17 protein-coding genes are annotated in these 18,572 nt (G+C 71.4%); 10 read left to right on the top strand and 7 right to left on the bottom strand.

Translation table 11 applies throughout. The features are described from left to right. Positions 1–15: 15 nt before the first annotated feature. Positions 16–1,278 carry an NYN domain-containing protein gene (locus tag ACFYUV_RS37775; RefSeq protein ID WP_387677596.1) on the bottom strand — a complete coding sequence of 421 codons (1,263 nt, stop codon included), beginning with the start codon at positions 1,276–1,278 and terminating at the stop codon, positions 16–18. Positions 1,279–1,464: 186 nt separating this feature from the next. Beyond that, positions 1,465–3,801: a sigma-70 family RNA polymerase sigma factor gene (locus ACFYUV_RS37770; protein WP_387677593.1), complete on the bottom strand. Its 2,337-nt coding sequence runs from the start codon at positions 3,799–3,801 to the stop codon at positions 1,465–1,467. Positions 3,802–3,912: 111 nt separating this feature from the next. Here ACFYUV_RS37770 and ACFYUV_RS37765 point away from each other — a divergent pair, with 111 nt between their 5' ends. Both ACFYUV_RS37765 and pyrE read left to right on the top strand, forming a co-directional pair. After that, positions 3,913–4,611, top strand: coding sequence for a hypothetical protein (locus ACFYUV_RS37765; protein ID WP_387677590.1), 699 nt, complete (start codon positions 3,913–3,915; stop codon positions 4,609–4,611). Between the two features lie 10 nt (positions 4,612–4,621). After that, positions 4,622–5,155, top strand: a complete 534-nt coding sequence (pyrE, locus tag ACFYUV_RS37760; protein WP_352357535.1) for an orotate phosphoribosyltransferase — start codon at positions 4,622–4,624, stop codon at positions 5,153–5,155. Here pyrE and ACFYUV_RS37755 read toward each other — a convergent pair. Beyond that, complete coding sequence (locus ACFYUV_RS37755; RefSeq protein ID WP_387677587.1) at positions 5,130–5,534, bottom strand: hypothetical protein; 405 nt, start codon at positions 5,532–5,534, stop codon at positions 5,130–5,132. The genes pyrE and ACFYUV_RS37755 overlap by 26 nt on opposite strands. Before the next feature lie 89 nt (positions 5,535–5,623). Beyond that, positions 5,624–6,334 (bottom strand): DedA family protein, encoded by a 711-nt coding sequence (locus ACFYUV_RS37750; protein WP_387677584.1) that lies wholly within the window; start codon positions 6,332–6,334, stop codon positions 5,624–5,626. Between the two features lie 126 nt (positions 6,335–6,460). Between ACFYUV_RS37750 and fbaA the strand changes: the two genes are divergently transcribed. The 3 genes from fbaA to ACFYUV_RS37735 all read left to right on the top strand — a co-directional run bounded on the left by fbaA (position 6,461) and on the right by ACFYUV_RS37735 (position 9,340). Next, positions 6,461–7,483, top strand: a complete 1,023-nt coding sequence (fbaA, locus tag ACFYUV_RS37745) for a class II fructose-bisphosphate aldolase (RefSeq protein WP_352318009.1) — start codon at positions 6,461–6,463, stop codon at positions 7,481–7,483. Between the two features lie 34 nt (positions 7,484–7,517). Then, positions 7,518–7,928, top strand: a complete 411-nt coding sequence (locus ACFYUV_RS37740) for a DUF3151 domain-containing protein (RefSeq protein WP_352318011.1) — start codon at positions 7,518–7,520, stop codon at positions 7,926–7,928. Between the two features lie 128 nt (positions 7,929–8,056). Continuing rightward, a complete protein-coding gene (locus tag ACFYUV_RS37735) occupies positions 8,057–9,340 on the top strand; it encodes an adenylosuccinate synthase (protein WP_358290619.1) in 1,284 nt (427 codons plus the stop codon). 171 nt (positions 9,341–9,511) lie between these two features. On the opposite strand, the gene ACFYUV_RS37730 is transcribed toward ACFYUV_RS37735, so the two are convergent. Further along, entirely contained in the window at positions 9,512–10,198 is a 687-nt protein-coding gene (locus ACFYUV_RS37730) for a GNAT family N-acetyltransferase (RefSeq protein ID WP_387677581.1), read from the bottom strand. A 155-nt stretch (positions 10,199–10,353) separates the two neighbouring features. Between ACFYUV_RS37730 and ACFYUV_RS37725 the strand changes: the two genes are divergently transcribed. Further along, entirely contained in the window at positions 10,354–11,262 is a 909-nt protein-coding gene (locus ACFYUV_RS37725; RefSeq protein ID WP_387677579.1) for a glycerophosphodiester phosphodiesterase family protein, read from the top strand. A gap of 90 nt (positions 11,263–11,352) precedes the next feature. Here ACFYUV_RS37725 and corA read toward each other — a convergent pair whose 3' ends face one another. Then, positions 11,353–12,369: a magnesium/cobalt transporter CorA gene (gene corA, locus ACFYUV_RS37720; protein WP_352357551.1), complete on the bottom strand. Its 1,017-nt coding sequence runs from the start codon at positions 12,367–12,369 to the stop codon at positions 11,353–11,355. A gap of 462 nt (positions 12,370–12,831) precedes the next feature. Here corA and purD point away from each other — a divergent pair, with 462 nt between their 5' ends. The 4 genes from purD to ACFYUV_RS37700 all read left to right on the top strand — a co-directional run bounded on the left by purD (position 12,832) and on the right by ACFYUV_RS37700 (position 17,717). Continuing rightward, a complete protein-coding gene (gene purD, locus ACFYUV_RS37715; protein ID WP_358290629.1) occupies positions 12,832–14,049 on the top strand; it encodes a phosphoribosylamine--glycine ligase in 1,218 nt (405 codons plus the stop codon). Further along, entirely contained in the window at positions 14,046–14,882 is an 837-nt protein-coding gene (locus tag ACFYUV_RS37710) for a phosphoribosylaminoimidazolesuccinocarboxamide synthase (protein WP_358290632.1), read from the top strand. The genes purD and ACFYUV_RS37710 overlap by 4 nt, the downstream gene beginning before the upstream one ends. Positions 14,883–14,960: 78 nt before the next feature. After that, positions 14,961–16,226: a UDP-N-acetylglucosamine 1-carboxyvinyltransferase gene (murA, locus tag ACFYUV_RS37705; protein ID WP_358290635.1), complete on the top strand. Its 1,266-nt coding sequence runs from the start codon at positions 14,961–14,963 to the stop codon at positions 16,224–16,226. A gap of 201 nt (positions 16,227–16,427) precedes the next feature. Next, positions 16,428–17,717: a GTP cyclohydrolase IIa gene (locus ACFYUV_RS37700; RefSeq protein ID WP_352357559.1), complete on the top strand. Its 1,290-nt coding sequence runs from the start codon at positions 16,428–16,430 to the stop codon at positions 17,715–17,717. A gap of 367 nt (positions 17,718–18,084) precedes the next feature. Here the strand turns inward: ACFYUV_RS37700 and ACFYUV_RS37695 are convergent, their stop codons facing one another. Further along, positions 18,085–18,543 carry a rhodanese-like domain-containing protein gene (locus ACFYUV_RS37695; RefSeq protein WP_387677574.1) on the bottom strand — a complete coding sequence of 153 codons (459 nt, stop codon included), beginning with the start codon at positions 18,541–18,543 and terminating at the stop codon, positions 18,085–18,087. Positions 18,544–18,572: the final 29 nt, after the last annotated feature.

Raw genomic sequence — 18,572 nt, 5'->3', positions numbered from 1 at the left:
CCGGGCAGGAGGGGGTCAGTGGCGGGCGCGTTCGAGGGCATCCCAGAAGCCGCGGCGCAGGGCGTGGCGGACCTCGTCGTGCAGCAGGAAGTCGATCGGCAGCGAGGAGCCCTGCAGGAGGCGGGCCTCCAGGTCGGAGGGCATGCGCGGCTTGCGGGCCAGCACCGCCTCCAGCCACAGCGCGGGCGCGTCGCGGGCCACGGACTCGCCGAAGTCGTGCCCTTCGCGATGGGCGGCCTTCACGGCGTCGGCCAGCGTGGTGGCCCCGGCGGTGGCGGCGGGCGGCGGGGAGACGGGCGCGGCCTGCGGCCCGGTGTACGGCCCGAGCTGCGCCGGCTGGTAGGCGCCCCCCGAGGACGGCGTGGCGAACTGCCCGGTGCTGGGCGAGGCGGACTGCGGCTGCTGCAGCGGCCCGGTCGCCGGCGCGGACGGCGGCACGGACGGGGGCACGGACGGCGGGATCGACGGCGGCTGCTCCTGGTACCCCGAGTACGACGGCAGCACCGGCGGCGTGGCCGACCGCCCGCCCGAGGACCCCTGCCCGTTGGCGGACGACTGGCCGGAGGAGGGCGCCGCGTGGCTCCCGGAGTGCTGCCCGGCCGCGTGACTGCCCGCGGACGGCGCCGGCGGCAGCGAGGCCGTCGGGGTCGCCGGGGGCGCGGCCGGCGGCGCGGGCGGCAGCGAGGGGGCGGCGTGCCCGTTGCTGAGCGGCTGGTGGTGGCCGTTGGAGGACTCGGTGACGCCGCTCACCATCGTGACGTAGGGCCGCAGGTGGGCGTTGCCCAGCTCGACCAGGTCGTCGCACTCCTGCCGCAGCGACCGGGACACGGCCCACCCGCCGTCGGCGGCGATGTGGATGACGGTGACCCTGATGCCGAGGTCTTGTGCGTCGCACACCACCTGGGCGAGGTCTTCGTCGCCGCTGACGACGACGGCGTCGCAGATGGCGTTGTTGCGGGCGAGGGTCATGAGGTCGCGATGGACCTGGGCGTCGACGCCTTCGCGGCGGCCCGGCCGGATGCGCGAGAGCCTGAGCTTGAGGCCCGGGATGTCGGCCAGCGCGTCGTGCTCCGGGGTGCGGCGGCCCTCGACGGTCGCCTCGTACCAGTAGCACCGCAGCAGCGGCAGGCCCGTGCGTTCGCGCGACAGGTTGGTCATCAGCTGGAGGAGCCCGGGATAGTCCCAGGCGACGGCCTCTCGATGGCGAGTGCCGTGCACGGCCATCGCTCCGTCTGCCAGCAGATAGCCGGCGTCCACGAACAGCGCACAGCGATCCACTGACACCGCCCCTTTCCTGGTGGTCCGACCTTGCTGGCTCTGCACCGTCAGAGACCGGACTCGGCGGCCCTCTTTCAGGGTAATGAAAGCAGGTGATCGCGCGAGGGTGAATCCCGACGATTCGACCGCGGGCCGCCGCGCAGCCGGACCATTTAGGCAGACCGTACCAGTTCGTCCTGTTTGCGGTCATGAGCGTGCCCTGACGGTCAGCGCGGCCGCTCCGAAGAGCACGACGTCCTTGTCGGTCACGATCGTCAGCGCCGGATCGCGGCCCAGCTCGGCGTCGACCGTGTCGACGTCGACGCCGAAGGTCATGCCCCCGGCGCCGTTGGCGGAGCCGTCGAAGACGTTGGCGCGCTGGCGGTCGCCGCCCGCCGGGACGATCGCGCCGGTGCCGAGCGAGACCTTGTCGCCCTGGAGATCGGCGTCGCCCTCCCAGGTCACCAGCTCGGCCCGGGCCGGCGCGGCGGCCGGGCTCAGGCCGCCGAGCGGCATGCGCACCTTCCGGTCCGCGCCGCCGATCACGGTCGCGGTGTCGAGCACCACGGCCTGGCTGTACGGCTGCCGCGGCCCGGTCACGACCACCACCAGGCTCCACCCGGCGTGGCTGGAGGCCCCCTCCGCCATCGGCGCGTCGGCCGCCCACCACAGGCCGCCCGGCCGCGCCTGCCCGGCCAGCGCGGTGACGTCGGCGAACGCCTGGTAGGCCGGGCCCAGCGGCATGTCGAGGGCCGTGACGTGGTCGGGACGGACCGACACGTACGTGCGCCGGCCCGGCGCCCTGACCTTGACGGGCCCCGCCGCCGCGCCGCTCGCCGACCAGTAGAGGCCGGCCCACACGACCCTGCTGTCCTTGGGCAGGGTGAGCCGGGCCGCGCTGGAGGCGCTGGTGGCCGGACTGGCGTCCTGGTCGAGGGGGGTCATCGGCCACAGGTCGTTGTCGCGCTGGTCGCCCTGGCGGCGCCTGGCCTCGGGACAGCCGTCGTGCTCCTCGGGACAGCTCAGCAGCGTGTTGCCGATCGCCCGGACGGCCACCCTGCCCTCGGTGGCGAACCTGGCCGACGCCCCCACCGTGCGCACGCCCTGCGCGGCCCGCGCGTCGACGTGGAGGTCGTCGGCGTCGACGCGCACGGCGGGCCCGGCGCCCTCCGGAGCCAGCTCCGACACCAGCACGCGAAGGAACACCGCCGTGCCCTCCCCGGCGGCCAGCGGCCGCCTGGCGCACCGCGCGCCCTGCCCGGCCTGCCGGCAGGACCAGCCGTCGACCGTGCCCACGGGTTCGAGCAGCGCCACGCCGTGCCCGCGCCTGGCCGGTGGCAGGAGGGTCACGCCGGGCGGCAGCTCGACGGTCGCGGCCAGCTCGCCGCTCGGGCCGTCGCCGTCGTTGCGCAGGCGCATGCCGACGATGCCGGGCTGGGCGCGTACGAGGGCGCCGAGCGCGCCGATCGTGGCCCGCAGCCGCGCCCTGCCCCGCGGCTCCCGCCGCGGCGGCGGGACGCGCGCCGGCGGCTCGCTCGCCACGGGCAGCGGCACCGGCCGCACCGACACCGGGGGCCGGGCCACCAGTGTGGGCGTGGCCACCGGCCGCTCGGCCACCGGCGACTCCCCGGACACCAGCACGAACGCCGCCACCGCCGCGGACGCGACCGCGACACCGCCCGCCGCCACGACCTGCTGCCGCGAGGGCGCCCGCCGCAACCAGCCGAACAGCCGCAGCAGCCAGCCCGCTCCGCCGCCGGCCGCGCCCGCCTTGGCCAGCGCCGCGGCGTAGCCGCTGAACACCGGGCCGGCGATCAGCGGGCCGACGATGACCCGCAGGCCGCGGTTGACGTCGGTCAGTTCGAGCAGGACGCCGTGGCACTCCTCGCAGTCGTTGACGTGGTCGTCGACCGCGCGGGAGTCGCGCCTGGCCAGGCCGCCCCTGACGTAGGCGCCCATCTTGCCGAGCACCGGACGGCACTCGTGCTGCGGCGCCGCGCGCAGGTGCATCTGCAGGTACGCCTGCCGCAGCCCCTCGCGCGCCCGGTAGGCCAGCGCCGCCACCCCGTTGGCCGACAGGCCGAGCAGCGGCGCGACCTCGGCGGGCTTGCACTTCTCCACCTCGGTGTGCCAGAGCACCGCCCGCCACCGCTCGGGCAGCGACAGGAACGCGCGCGAGATCATCGACCGCTCCAGGCCGACGAGCGCCGGGTCGACGAAGGGCACGCCCGCGTCGTAGCGCTCGATCTCGCCGGTGGTCACCTGGCGGCTCTCGACCCGGCCGCGGTCGTAGACGGTACGGCGCACGACGGTCAGCAGGTACGTGCGGAACCCCGACTCGGGCCCGCCGCCCCTGCCCACCAGGTCGAGGATCTTCGTGAACGACTCGGCCACGACGTCCTCGACCTCGGACTCGCCCCTGACGAGCTGCCTGGCCAGCGCGCGGGCCGCGGCCACGTGACGCTCGTAGAGCCGTCCGTACGCGGTCGCGTCGCCGGCGCGGACCTCCTTCAGCAGGTCCGCATCGCTTCGCGGCGATTCCACACTCATTGTGACCTCACGATTACGGTGGGTTGCCCCGCGCAATCATTCCGCATTCTCCGTCATGACTAAACCGCAGCGCCGTCTTTACCTCTGAGGACCACGGGAGGGCGCATGGACGAGGACGTGCTGTCGCGCTGGCGCGGGCGGAGCATGGCGGAGGGCTGGTCGCTGGCCGACGACTGGTGGACCCCGGCGGTGGCGTACGCGATCAGGGCCGTGACGGACGGCGGCGACCTGCGGCGCGCCTGCGAGGAGCTGGGCGCGGCGCGCGCCGGGGCGGGGGTCGGGATCAGCGAGGGGCTGGGCGACCTGGCGGCGCTGTTCGCCGTCACCGATCGAGGAGAGCCGACGTTCCCGCTGGTACGGGCGTACGCGGCCGGGTGGGCCGAGCAGAGCTTCGCGCCCATGAACGACCTGCAGTGCGAGGACCCGCTGACCGGCCTGGCCACGGTGGCCTACCTGCGTACCAGGCTGGGCGAGCTCTACCGGGGGGCGGTCGCGGGCGGGCACCTGCTGGTGGTGGCCGAGCCGTACGGGCAGATCGCCGAACTGGCCGAGCGGCTGGCGGCGGCGCTCAACCTGGCCACGGCGCTGCGCAGGGCGTTCACCGGCGACGAGACGCTGGCGCTGCTCGCGCCCACCCGCGTCGGCGCGGTGACCAGGGAGGACGACCGGCTGGCCGACAAGATCGCCGGCCTGCGGGCCACGGAGATCCTGTACGGCCGCCACCCCCGCGTCCGGGTGCGCCGGCTCCCCCGCGCGCACGCGCAGGCCCTGGCTCTCATCAGGACGCTGAGCCTGGGACCCTAAGCTTGGGCGCATGACAGACCGCGACAACCTGCTGGCCGAGATCAAGCGCAAGGCCGTCGTCCACGGCAAGGTCACGCTCTCCTCGGGCAAGGAGGCCGACTTCTACCTCGACCTGCGGCGGATCACGCTCGACGGGGTGGCCGCGCCGCTCGTCGGCAAGGTGATGCTCGACCTGACCGACGATCTCGACTTCGACGCCGTCGGCGGGCTCACGATGGGCGCCGACCCGGTGGCCTGCGCGATGCTGCACGCGGCGGCGGCGCGCGGGCGCACGCTCGACGCGTTCGTGGTGCGCAAGGCGCAGAAGTCGCACGGCATGCAGCGCCGGATCGAGGGGCCCGAGGTGAAGGGCCGCCGGGTGCTGGCCGTGGAGGACACCTCGACGACCGGCGGCTCGCCGCTGACCGCCGTGGAGGCGCTGCGGGAGGCGGGCGCCGAGGTGGTGGCCGTGGCCACGATCGTCGACCGGGGCGCGGGCGCGCGGATGGCGGAGGAGGGGCTCGACTACCGCACCGCCTTCACCCTCCAGGACCTCGGGCTGTAAGGGCCTCCCTCGCGCCCTGCTCGCCGGGGGCGCGGGGGCTGCCGTTCTCGGTGACGCGGACGGTGCCCGCGTCACCGAGCACGACGTCGAGCTCGGGCTCGAAGTAGCTGACCTCTTCGCCCCTGCTCATCTCGCGATGGTGCAGCACGTCCCCGCCGGGGACGCGGACGGTCACGGTGGGGCAGACCTCGGCCACGCACTCGATGCGCACGGTCGGCGCCCTGCCCTCGCTCGCCCGCACGACCGTGGACCCTGCCGCGGCGGGCGGCCGCTCCGGCTGCGAGCCGGACGAGCCGATCAGGGCGCGCACGCCGACGACCACCAGCGTCACCACGGCCCCCACCGCGAGGACGACGAGGGCGGATCGGGCGATTCCCATCGGATCTGACCTGTGGCGTCCCACAGGGGGCACTGTACCCGGTGGTAACTCAAGGGCCCCCGGTCAGCGCCGGGGGCCGGTGCCTGCTGTCAGTGCTGGGGGTCGGTGCTGGAGGGCACGCGGTGGTGCTTGCCGTTGGGCAGCGGCAGCCGCTTGCGCTCGCGGCGCTTCTTGACGACCTCGACGATGATCGGAATCAGCGAGATGAAGACGATGATGAACACGCCCGGCAGGATGTACTTGTCGATCTGCTTGGGATCGACCTTGCTGCCGAGGAAGTAGCCGAGCAGCACCAGGCCCTCGACCCAGACCACGCCGCCGATGACGTTCCACAGGAAGAAGCGCCTGGCGGGCATCTCCAGGACGCCGGCCACCGGGTTCATGAACGTGCGGACGATCGGCACGAACCGCGCCAGCACGACCGCCCGCGCCGGGCCGAACTTCTGGAAGAACTCCTCGGCGCGTACCACGTGTTCGCGTTTGAACAGCCGCGAGTCGGGCCGGTCGAACATCTTCCTGCCGAACTTGGCCCCCAGGAAGTGGCCGAGCTGGGCGCCCGCGATGGCACACAACGGTGTGCCGATCACCAGGACGGGGAAGGAGATCGGCGGCGCCTCGCCCACGACCAGCGACGCGGAACTGAAGATCCCCGCCGCCACCAGCAGCGAGTCGCCCGGCAGGAAGAAGCCGAGCAGCAGACCCGTCTCGGCGAAGATGATCGCCAGGACGCCGATGGTGGCGAAGGCGCCGAGGATGGTGAGCCACCACGTCGGGTCGAGGAGATTCCAGAGCCAGTCCACCCCGTGAGCCTACCTGGAGCCGAGCGAATCGGATGTGGCCATCCGGCACGCGTTGTCACTACCAGTTGTGGTTGGGAGCCGGGATACTGGGCAGGCGCGAAGCCGTACTTCTCAGGGAGATGACTCATGCCCATCGCGACTCCAGAGGTCTACGCCGAGATGCTCGACCGTGCCAAGGCGGGCGGGTTCGCCTATCCGGCGATCAACGTGACCTCTTCTCAGACCTTGAACGCCGCGCTGCGCGGGTTCGCCGAGGCCGAGAGCGACGGCATCGTGCAGGTGTCCACCGGCGGCGCCGAGTTCCTCTCCGGCACGACGGTCAAGGACATGGTGACGGGCGCGACCGCGCTGGCCGAGTACGCGCGGGTGGTGGCCGCCAAGTACCCGGTCACGGTGGCGCTGCACACCGACCACTGTCCGAAGGACAAGCTCGACGGCTACATGCGGCCGCTGATCGACATCTCGCTGGAGCGGGTGTCCAAGGGCCTCGACCCGCTCTTCCAGTCGCACATGTGGGACGGCTCGGCCGTGCCGCTGGAGGAGAACCTGGAGATCGCCAAGGAGCTCCTGGACAAGTGCGCCCGCGCCCGGATCATCATGGAGATGGAGATCGGCGTCGTCGGCGGCGAGGAGGACGGCGTCGTCGGCGAGATCAACGAGAAGCTCTACACCACCGCCGAAGACGCGCTGGCCACGGCCGAGGCCGTGGGCGTCGGCGACCGGGGCCGCTACATGCTGGCCGCCACGTTCGGCAACGTGCACGGCGTCTACAAGCCGGGCCACGTGAAGCTGCGGCCGAGCGTGCTGAAGGAGATCCAGGAGGCGGTCGGCGCCAAGTACGGCAAGGACAAGCCGTTCGACCTGGTCTTCCACGGCGGCTCCGGCTCGCTGCTGGAGGAGATCCACGAGGCCATCTCCTACGGCGTGGTGAAGATGAACGTCGACACCGACACCCAGTACGCCTTCACCAGGCCGATCGCCGACCACATGTTCCGCAACTACGACGGCGTGCTGAAGGTCGACGGCGAGGTCGGCAACAAGAAGGCCTACGACCCGCGCGCCTACGGCAAGAGCGCCGAGACCGGCATGGCGGCCCGCGTGGCGGAGGCCTGCCACAACCTCAAGAGCAGTGGGACGAAGATCTCCTAGCCACTTGGGCGGCACGGCGGGTATGACTTGTCCTATGGATAACCTTCTCGCCGGGCCGCCCCCGACTCACCTGCCGGACCTGCCCGAGGCCAGGGAGGCGCTGGAATCCGGGGCCAAGGCCGCCGACGTGGCCGCCCGCTTCCCCGCCCACCCGGCGGCCTGGGCCGCGCTCGCGGAGGAGTACTTCGCGCAGGGCCATGCCGTCACCTCCTACGCCTTCGCCCGCACGGGCTACCATCGCGGCCTCGACCAGCTGCGCAGGAACGGCTGGAAGGGCCACGGTCCCATCCCTTGGGAGCACGAGCCCAACCGCGGCTTCCTGCGCTGCCTGCACGCCCTGTCCAGGGCGGCGCAGTCCATCGGCGAGAAGGACGAGGCCGAGCGCTGCCTGCAGTTCCTCAAGGACAGCAGCGAGACCGGATATGAGGCGCTGACCAAGGGTTAGCAGCGCATTGGGCCCGCATTGGGCCCACGCGCCTTGGGACGAATGGGCAGACTCGGGTAGTCTCTCTACGCAAGAGCCCCTGTCGCACTTGCGCCAGGGGTTTCGTTTTGTGCTCGGGAGACTGAACAATGCCGGCTGCCGTTCTCGTTGGGGCCCAGTGGGGCGATGAGGGCAAGGGCAAGGCCACCGACCTGCTCGGTGGCGACGTCGACTACGTCGTCCGTTATCAGGGTGGCAACAACGCGGGACACACCGTCGTCATCGGTGACCAGAAATACGCTCTGCATCTTCTGCCGACGGGGATCCTGTCGCCGGACGTCGTACCGGTGATCGGCAACGGTGTGGTGATCGACCCGGGGGTGCTGCTGAGCGAGATCGACGGGCTGGCCGCGCGGGGCATCTCCGCCGAACGCCTGCTGATCTCCTCCAACGCGCACCTGATCATGCCGCACCACAAGGCGCTGGACAAGGTCACCGAGCGCTATCTGGGCAAGGCCAAGATCGGCACCACCGGACGCGGCATCGGCCCCGCGTACGGCGACAAGATCGCCCGGATGGGCGTGCGGGTCCAGGACCTGCTCGACCCGGGCATCCTGGCCAAGAAGATCGAGGTCGCGCTGACCGAGAAGAACCAGGTGCTGACCAAGGTCTACAACCGGCGCGGCATCGACCCGGCCGCCGTGCTGGAGGAGTACCTGGCCTACGCCGAACGGCTCAAGCCGCACATCGCCGACACCTCGCTGGTGCTCTCCAAGGCGCTGGACGAGGGCAAGTTCGTGCTGCTGGAGGGCGGTCAGGGCACGCTGCTGGACATCGACCACGGCACGTACCCGTTCGTCACCTCCTCCTCGCCGACGTCCGGGGGCGCGTGCGCCGGGGCGGGCATCCCGCCGAACCGGCTCACGAAGATCATCGGGATTCTGAAGGCGTACACGACCCGTGTGGGCTCGGGGCCGTTCCCGACCGAGCTGACCGACGAGACGGGCGAGTGGCTGCGCAGGACCGGCGGCGAGTACGGCGTCACCACCGGCCGCGACCGTCGCTGCGGCTGGTTCGACGCGGTGATCGCCCGCTACGCGACCCGGATCAACGGGGTCACCGACTACTTCCTCACCAAGCTCGACATCCTGTCGGGGCTGGAGCGCATCCCGGTGTGCGTGGCCTACGAGGTCGACGGCGAGCGGTTCGACGAGATCCCGATGACCCAGACCGACTTCCACCACGCGGTCCCGGTCTACGAGGAGCTGCCGGGCTGGAAGGAGGACATCTCCAACGCCAAGTCGTTCGACGACCTGCCGCCGAACGCGCAGTCGTACGTGCGGGCGCTGGAGGAGATGAGCGGGGCGCCGATCTCGGCGATCGGCGTCGGCCCCGGCCGCGACCAGACCGTCGTGGTGCGGTCGCTGGTCTGACCGGCACGTGACGAGGGGCCCGGCGCGACAACGCGCCGGGCCCCTCGCGTGTGAAAGGGACTACGGCCGGACGGCGGGCTCCTCACGTGTCAGGTGACTACGGCGGGACGGCGGGCTCCCCGCGTGTCACCGGACTACGGCCCGACGGCGGGCTCCCCGCGTGTCGCGGGACTACGGCCGGACGGCGGGCTCCTCCTCCGCCGGGTCCGCGGCGGTGAGGACGGCGGCGGTCATCGGGGTGTGCAGGGTCCAGCCCAGGGTCTCGTACAGTGCCTGGCCCGCCTCGGTGGCGACCAGGATGCCCGTGCGGGCGCCCCGGGAGACGGCGGCGGCGGCGAGCGCGGCCATGACGACCGTGCCGAGGCCGCGCCGGCGGTGTTCGGCGGCCGTCTCCACCTGGTCGATCACGGCGGCCCGGTCCGCGACGGCGAACTGGCCGCGCGCCGCGACCTCGCCTGCGGCGGTGAGCAGCCGGGCCACGGTCACCCCCGCCCTGGTGGTGATCGCCAGGGTGTAGCCCGCGGGGGCCTTCGGGGTGGTGCGGGCCAGGGACGCGGTGGTCATCATGTACTCCTGCTCCTGCACGGACCACCGCGCGGGCAGGGAGGGGGCGACCGCCTCGGCGGGGGCGCAGAGCTTGAGCCAGGTGCCGGGGACGGTGAGGGCGCCGGTCAGGTGGTCCAGGATCTCCGCGGTAGGGGTGGGGACGACGTGCCGCGCCACGTGGCCGGGAAGGCCGACGTCCACTCTGAGGCCCCACGGTTCGGGTACGGGCCGCGGGGCGTTGCGGGAGATCACCCAGCCGTCCACCCATGCCCGGACTGTTGCTGAATGGGCATGTTTGAGAACCTCCGTCATGAGCTCCAGCTTATTGCAAGGTAGTTGCATTTATCGTGTAATAAGCGGCCGGAGAGTCCTCTTGGCGCCTTCCCTTCCGACCGGGGCGTAGCAGGATAAAAAGGACACGGCGTGGCACTGCCTCAGCGGGCCTCGCGCCGGGTAGTGTCCCCGGTGTGCGCGTTGAGATTCATGGTCACCGAGGAGCGCGGGGCCTGTGGCCGGAGAACACCCTGCCAGGGCTGAGCCGCACGATGGAGCTGGGCGTTCACGCGCTTGAGCTCGACGTCGCCCTCACCGCCGATCGCCGCCTCGTGCTCACGCACGACCTCACGGTCTCGGCCGTCACCAGTGCCGACCGCCGTCCGCTGCGGCAGGGCGATCCGCTCTTCCCGTACGTGGGCAAGCCGATCAACGCGCTCAGCCTCGCCCAGCTGCGCACGCTCGACGTGGGCGTCCGCCTGCCGCGTCACCTCGACGACCCGTTCGCGCTCACCCAGGTCGCCATGCCGGAGACCAGGATGCCGACGCTCGGCGCGGTGCTCGGGCTGGTCAACGCCTACGAGGCCGAGCACGTGCGGCTGCACGTCGAGCTGAAGTCCGACCCGACCAGGCCGGAGCTGACGGCCGACCCGGAGATGTTCACCGAGCTGGTGGTCGAGGAGCTCGACCGGCACGGCCGGCTGGGCAACGCCGCCGTCCTGAGCTTCGACTGGCGCGTCATCAGGCACGCGGCCCGGCTCGCCCCGGCGGCCAGGCGGTTCGCGCTGATCGAGCTCGACACGCTCCACTGGCACGAGGGCGGGCTGGGCGACGACATCCCGGCCGCCGCCCGCGAGGCCGGGGCCACCACGCTCTCGCCCGAGCACGTGATGGTCGACGAGAAGCTGATGGCCCAGGCGGCCGCGGCCGGCCTCGACGTGGCGGTCTGGACGGTCAACGACCCGGCCCTGGCCGGCCGCCTGATCGACCTCGGCGTGGCCGGGATCGTGACCGACTACCCCGACCGCATGCGGGAGCTGTGGCGCGAGCGCGGCCTCGACCTGCCGGAGGGCGTCCGGCCGCTCAAGCCCGTGAGCGTCTGAGCACCGCGCGAGCCCGTGAGCGTCTGAGCGCCGCGCGAGCCCGTGAGCGTCTGAGCACCGCACGAGCGCCCGAGCGTCAGGACGCGTCGTTCAGAGCCAGCCGTTGCGGCGGAAGCCGCGGTGCAGCAGCACGCAGGCAGTGATCATCACGGCCAGCACCGCCGGATAGCCCCAGACCTGCTTGGTCTCGGGCATGAAGTCGAAGTTCATGCCGTAGATGCCGGCGATCATCGTCGGCACGGCCAGGATGGCGACCCACGACGAGATCTTGCGCATGTCCTCGTTGGCCAGGGCGTTCGAGCGGGCCAGGGCGGCCTGCAGGATCGAGCTGCACAGTTCGTTGGAGGACTCGACCTGCTCGCACACGCGGGACAGGTGGTCGCCGACGTCGCGGAAGTACTCGCGCATCTCCGAGGGGATGACGCGGCGCTGCGGCAGCGCCGACAGCGGCGACTGCAGCGGGGTCACGGCCCGCTTCATCTCCAGCATCTCCCGCTTGAGCTGGTAGATCCGGTTGATGTCGCGGGAGCTGACGTCGGCGAAGACGGTCGCCTCGACCTCTTCGAGCTCCAGCTGCATCAGGTCGGCCACCTGGAGGTACTGGTCGACGACGTGGTCGGCGATGGCGTGCAGCACGCCGGCCGGGCCGCGGTTCATCAGCTTGGGCTTGTCCTCAAGGCGCTCGCGGACCAGGGTCAGCGGGCAGTGCTCGCCGTGGCGCACGGTGACCACGAAGTCGACCCCGAGGAACACCATGATCTCGCCGGTGGCGATGATCTCGCTGTTGGCCGTCAGCTCGTCGTGGTCGAGGTAGGCGACCGTCTTCAGCACCATGAACAGCGACTCGCCGTAGCGCTCGACCTTGGGACGCTGGTGGGCCTTGACCGCGTCCTCGACGGCCAGGGGGTGCAGCCCGAAGACCTCGGACAGCCACTCCACCTCGGGCGCCTCGGGCTCGTGCAGCCCGACCCAGACGAACGCGTTCGCTCCGTCGGAGTTCTTGTTGTGCTCGCGGACGAGGTCGAGGGACTCGACGATGCCCGGGGCGCAGACCTTCTTGCCCTGGATGTAGGCGCCGAATTCGACGATGGAGTCGACAGGGGGCACGCAGACCTCACGCACCGGCTTGGTGAGCGGGCGTGCGGCGTGCGGCTGAACAGGGTGACGGTTGATGCGACGGAAAAGCGTGGACGAGCGCATGGCAGTCCCTTTCCGCCCGACCTGGCACGCTCCACGCGCGATGAAAAGTCACCTCAATCGACACAAATGCGTGGAGGCACGATCAGGCTGCCGGATTGGAGTGGTCGGGGGTAACTGGGGCGTACGTGGGAGAGCACGTACTGCTGGGATCACCAGGTTTCATCCCGGACCACCTCCAATCACAAGAGACGCCGCAAAGCCGCCTTAACCTACCACAGGCGGGTGAACCCAAACGACGATACTCGCCGGAGGGTGCTCGGTTCAGGTAGAACCGCACAAAGATGCGGGCTTGTTCCGGCATTCGACGTGCCTGCAACCCGCCCGGGACCCGCGCCGGGCGAGGGGGCCGGGCCTGCGACAATGGGGCACGTGCGCGTTCTAGTCATTGGTTCCGGAGGGCGTGAGCACGCCCTGTGCCGTTCGCTCAAACTCGATCCCCAGGTCAGCGAGCTCCACTGTGCTCCCGGTAACGCGGGCATCGAGGGCGTCGCGACCGTTCATCCCGTCGATCCCGTCGATCCCGCGCAGGTGGCCGAGCTGGCCGGGCGGCTGGGGGCCGACCTCGTCGTCATCGGGCCGGAGGCGCCGCTCGTCGCGGGCGTGGCCGACGCCGTGCGCGAGGCCGGCATCGCCTGCTTCGGGCCGACCCGTGAGGCGGCCATGCTCGAAGGCTCCAAGGCGTTCGCCAAGGAGATCATGAATGCCGCCGACGTGCCCACCGCCCGGGCCCGCACCTGCGAGACCGAGGAGGAGGCCGCCGCCGCGCTCGACGAGTTCGGCGCCCCCTACGTCGTCAAGGACGACGGCCTCGCCGCGGGCAAGGGCGTGGTCGTCACGCGCGACCGCGACCAGGCGCTGGAGCACGCGCGGGCCTGCGAGCGGGTGGTCATCGAGGAGTTCCTCGACGGGCCCGAGGTGTCGCTGTTCGCGCTGTGCGACGGCAGCACGGCGGTGCCGCTCCAGCTCGCCCAGGACTTCAAGCGCGCCTACGACGGCGACGAGGGGCCCAACACCGGCGGCATGGGCGCGTACACGCCGCTCCCCTGGGCGCCGGAAGGGCTGACCGAGCAGGTCATGCGCGAGGTCGTGCACCCGACGATCGCCGAGCTGGGGCGGCGCGGGCTGCCGTACCAGGGGGTGCTCTACGTGGGGCTGGCCCTGACCCAGAAGGGGCCGAAGGTGGTCGAGTTCAACGCCCGGTTCGGCGACCCCGAGACGCAGGTGCTGCTCGACCGGCTGGAGACGCCGCTCGGCGGGCTGCTGATGGCCTGCGCAACCGGCGAGCTCGGCCTCGACCCGGTGTTCAAGGACGGCTCGGCGGTGACCGTGGTGATCGCGGCGGAGAACTACCCCGACTCCCCGGTCAAGGGCGACGTGATCACCGGCCTGACCGAGACCGAGAACGCGTACGTGATCCACGCCGGCACCGCGCGCGGCCCCGGCGGCGAGGTCGTCTCCAACGGCGGCCGGGTGCTGACCGTCGTCGGCCACGGCCCCGACCAGGCGAGCGCCCGCCGCAACGCCTACGACCTCGTCGACCGCGTCGAGCTGCGCGGCTCGCACCACAGGACGGACATCGCCCGATGAAGCATCTGCACTCCGGCAAGGTACGCGACCTCTACGAGACCGACGAGGGCCTGCTGCTGATGGTCGCCTCCGACCGCATCTCGGCCTTCGACTACGTGCTGGAGCCCGGCATCCCCGACAAGGGCGCGATCCTCACGCAGATGTCGCTGTGGTGGTTCGACCAGCTCAAGGACGTCGTGCCCAACCACATCCTGGCCAGGGGCGACGACGCGCGCAGCGTGCTGTGCAAGCCGCTGCGCATGGTCCAGGTGGAGTGCGTGGCCCGCGGCTACCTGACCGGCGGCGGCCTGTCGGAGTACCGCGCGACCGGCACGGTCTCCGGGGTGCCGCTGCCCCCCGGTCTGGAGGACGGCTCCCGGCTGCCGGAGCCGATCTTCACCCCCTCGACGAAGGCCCCCCAGGGAGAGCACGACGAGCCGATCTCCTTCGAGCAGGTGGTCGCCGAGGTCGGCGCGGAGACGGCCGACGAGCTGCGGCGCATCACGCTCGACGTCTACACGCGCGGCTCGGAGATCGCCCGCGAGCGCGGCATCATCCTGGCCGACACCAAGATCGAGCTGGGCTTCGACGCCGACGGCGTGCTGACCCTGGGCGACGAGGTGCTGACGCCGGACTCGTCGCGGTTCTGGCCGGCCGACGAATGGCAGCCGGGCAGGGCGCAACCTTCTTTCGATAAGCAATATGTACGTGATTGGCTGCTCTCGCCCGAATCCGGATGGGACAAATCCTCCGGAAACCCCCCACCTCGGCTTCCCGAGCATGTTGTCGAGCGCACAAGGCAGCGATACCTAGAAGCGTATGAGCGCGTCACGGGGGCTCCCTTTAGCGGATGATTCGGCTGGGTCACCTGGTGTCAGCCACTACTGTTGGCCCGATCGAGCCTCACCGTTGATTTCAAGGAGCCGCACGAAATGGTCCGTTACCGCGTGCGCGGTGGCAACGCACTGCGTGGAACCGCGTTCATCCAGGGCGCGAAGAACGCCGTGCTTCCCATGATCGGTGCGGCTCTGCTGGCCGCCAAGGGCCGTACCGTGCTGCGGAACGTGCCGATCATCGAAGACGTCCGGCGCGCGGTCGAGCTGGCCGAGGCGATCGGCGCGTACGTGGAGCTGCACGAGTCCGAGCGCACGCTGGTCATCGACGCCTCCCGGCTGAGCAGCCCGGTGCTGCCGGCCGAGATCGCGCGCCGGTTCCGCGGCTCGGTGCTGTTCACCCCCGCGCTGCTCCACCGGCTGGGCGAGGCGATCGTGGAGGGCGTGGGCGGCTGCAACCTCGGCAGCCGCAACCTCGACTTCCACTACCTGGGCTACAAGCGGCTGGGCGCGGTCGTCGACGAGGGCGAGACCGTCATCCACGTCAAGGCCAGCGGCCTGACCGGCGCGACGCTCTACCTGGACACGCCCTCCCACACCGGCACCGAGAACCTGATCATGGCCGCCGCCCTGGCCAAGGGCACGACGGTGATCGAGAACGCGGCCCTTGAGCCGGAAGTGCTCGACGTCATCGACATGCTCACCAAGATGGGCGCGCGCATCAGCGGCGGCGGCACCGGGTTCATCACCGTCGAGGGCGTGGAGGAGCTGCACGCCGTCGAGCACACCGTGATGCCCGACCGGCTCGACGCGGGCGTGTTCGCGATGGCCGCGGCGATCACCGGCGGCGAGCTCAGCCTCGTGGGCACCGGCCTCGACCTGGGCGTCGTCCGCTACAAGCTGGAGCAGATGGGCGTCGACTTCGCCCGGCAGGGCGCGGTGCTGCACGTGCGGTGCGACCGCCCGCTGCGGCCCATCAACATCATCACCGACACCTATCCCGGCTTCGCGACCGACCTGCAGTCGCCGATGATGACGGTGGCCGCCCTGGCCGACGGCACGAGCTACATCCACGAGCGCATCTTCGACGGCCGTTTCGCCCTGGCCGGCGAGCTCAACAAGATGGGCGCCGACGTCGAGGTCGACGACAGCAGGGCCGTCGTGCGCGGGCGCACGCCGCTCAAGGGCGCGCAAGTCACGGCGCACGATCTGCGCTCCGGTATCGCGCTCGTGCTCGCCGGTCTGGCGGCCGAAGGAGAGACCGTCATCGAGTCCGGATACCTCATCGATCGCGGCCACGCACATCTCGCGGCGCGAATGCGCGCGCTCGGCGCGGACATTACACGAGAGATTTCTGAGCGCTAAAAAACATGAGAAAAACCGCGTTGAGCTGCTGAGACATCTTGTCGGGCGGTCAACCAGAACGACTTTCCGGAAAAGTCGGGCGTGACATTACGGCCCCCGCGAGCGATCGTTCCAAAAGAGAGCACTGCAACGGACGGCAGGATGGGACGAACATTGGTCGAGAGGGCCGAAGAAACTCCCCGAGTGTCACGCCCGGGCGCCATGACACCGGACCTCACCATCGGCGTGGTCGGACCCCACGACCTGGTCGAGCGAGTCATGCTGATGGGTCACGCCGCGGCACCGCTGCCGTGTCGCCTGGTCGCGGCCGCGTACCGCGATGAGCAGGAGGCGCCCGACAAGGTGACGCGGCTCGGTCCCGGTGTCGACGCGTGCCTGTTCGCCAGCCCGGTCCCTTATGACCTGGCCAGGCGATCAGGCGTGCTGACGATGCCCGCGACCTACGTGCAACTCGGCGGAGCGGCATTGGTGGCGGCGCTGGCGAAGGCCGCACTTGACACTCGGATGGACCCGCAACGGGTCAGCGTGGACGTGGTCAGCAGGGCGGATGTCGAGGAGGCGTACACCGACCTCGGCATACCGGCCACGGATGTGCACAGCCGCGACGAGCCCGGAGCCACGGGCACGATCGCGGCCTACCACGAACGGCTGGCCCGCCAGGGCGCCACCTCGGGGGCACTGACGTGCCTGCCCGCGGTGGCCGAACGCCTGCACGCAGCCGGCGTGCCGGTCATCAGGATCAGGCCGACCTCGGCCGCGGTCCGGACGGCGCTGCACACCGCGGCGCTGCTCGGGGCGCATCACCGGCTGGAGGAGTCGCAGCTCACCGTGGTGCTGGTGGAGGTGCCGACGCTGCGCGAGCCCGTGCGGCGCGCGGCGCCGCGCTACTGGCGCGACGAGCTGCGGCTGTCGCTCCACCGGTTACTGGTCCAGGAGGCGAACCGGATCAACGCGACCGTCTGGCCGATCGACGATCACAGTTACCTGGTCACCGCGACCAGGGGCTCGATCGCCGCGGCCACCGACGGGTTCAGGGTGCTGCCCTTCGCGGCCAGGATCCGGGACGAGCTGGGGCTGGCGGTCGAGGTGGGCGTCGGTATGGGGCGCACGACGCACGACGCGGAGTCGCACGCGCGGGCCGCGCTGGCCCGTACCCAGGCGGGCAAGCAGGCGCAGGGGTTCGCGGTGGACCGCGAGGGCCGGGCCCTCATCCCGGCCCCCCGGATGCCACCCTCCGGGTCGACCGCGCTCAAGCCGAAGGGCGTGGAGGTGCTGGCCAGGCTGGCGGCCAAGCTCGAAGGCGGCGACACGGTGGTCGACGCCGAGGGCGCGGGCAAGATGCTCGGGGTGACGCCGCGCACGGCTCGGCGGTTGCTGCGCACGCTGGTTGACGAGGGACTCGCGTGGCCGCTTCCGCCGAACCGCACCCCGCAGCCGGGGCGTCCGCGTCAGCTCTACCGGCTCATCGTGGAGAAGCTCGGACCGCGGTGACCGTACGGGGCCCGTCGTCCCATTTCAGGGGCGACGGGTGCCCGGTTCTTGACCTGGGGAGTCAGAGGTACAGACAATCCGCTTGACTCTTGTGGTCTTATTGGTTGACCCGAGTAGATCCGGGTATGTTCTCCCACGCCCCCGATCGACGGGATTCGGACGGGGGCGCCAAACTTTCCCGCACAGCCCCTTCGCCGCCGCCCTTTTTACGGAAGGCGTCCGGACGGGGCTGTGAGGCCGTTTGGCGGCACTGTCGGACCGGCGGGCATGTCCGGATATAGCCGGTCACCACAACCCGCCTGGGGCGCTTTCAGCAGGCGCCCGCCAATCGCCCGCTACAGCAGGCGGACGCCATCCCACACCGGCGTCAGCAGGCGCACGCGATCCCCGACACCGGCGCCGTCAGGGCGTCGACCGGTCGCCGGGTCACGCCCGACGCCGTCTCGACCGGAAAGCCCTCCCTGGCCCAGTACTCGAAGCCGCCGAGCATCTCCTTGACCGCGTAGCCGAGCCGGGCGAACTCCAGGGCGGCCCGCGTGGCGCCGTTGCAGCCGGGGCCCCAGCAGTAGGTGACGACGGTGGCGTCCCGGGGGATCAGCGCGGCCGCCCCGGCGGCGATCTCGGCCGTCGGCAGGTGCACCGCCCCCTGGACGTGCCCCTGGTCCCAGCTCTCCCGGCTGCGCGAGTCCACGACCACGACGCCCGGCGCGCCGGCGGCCAGGTCGGCGGCCACGTCCGAGACGTCGGTCTCGAAGGCCAGGCGGGCGGCGAAGTGGGCGAGGGCGGCGGCGTTGGGGGCGGCCGGGGTGGAGGTGACGGCTGACATCTACGACATTTCCCTTCATTGCTGGTCAG

The organism is Nonomuraea sp. NPDC003560, from assembly GCF_042878785.1.
Lineage (GTDB): Bacteria > Actinomycetota > Actinomycetes > Streptosporangiales > Streptosporangiaceae > Nonomuraea.
This window is presented reverse-complemented; position numbering and strand designations above follow the sequence as displayed.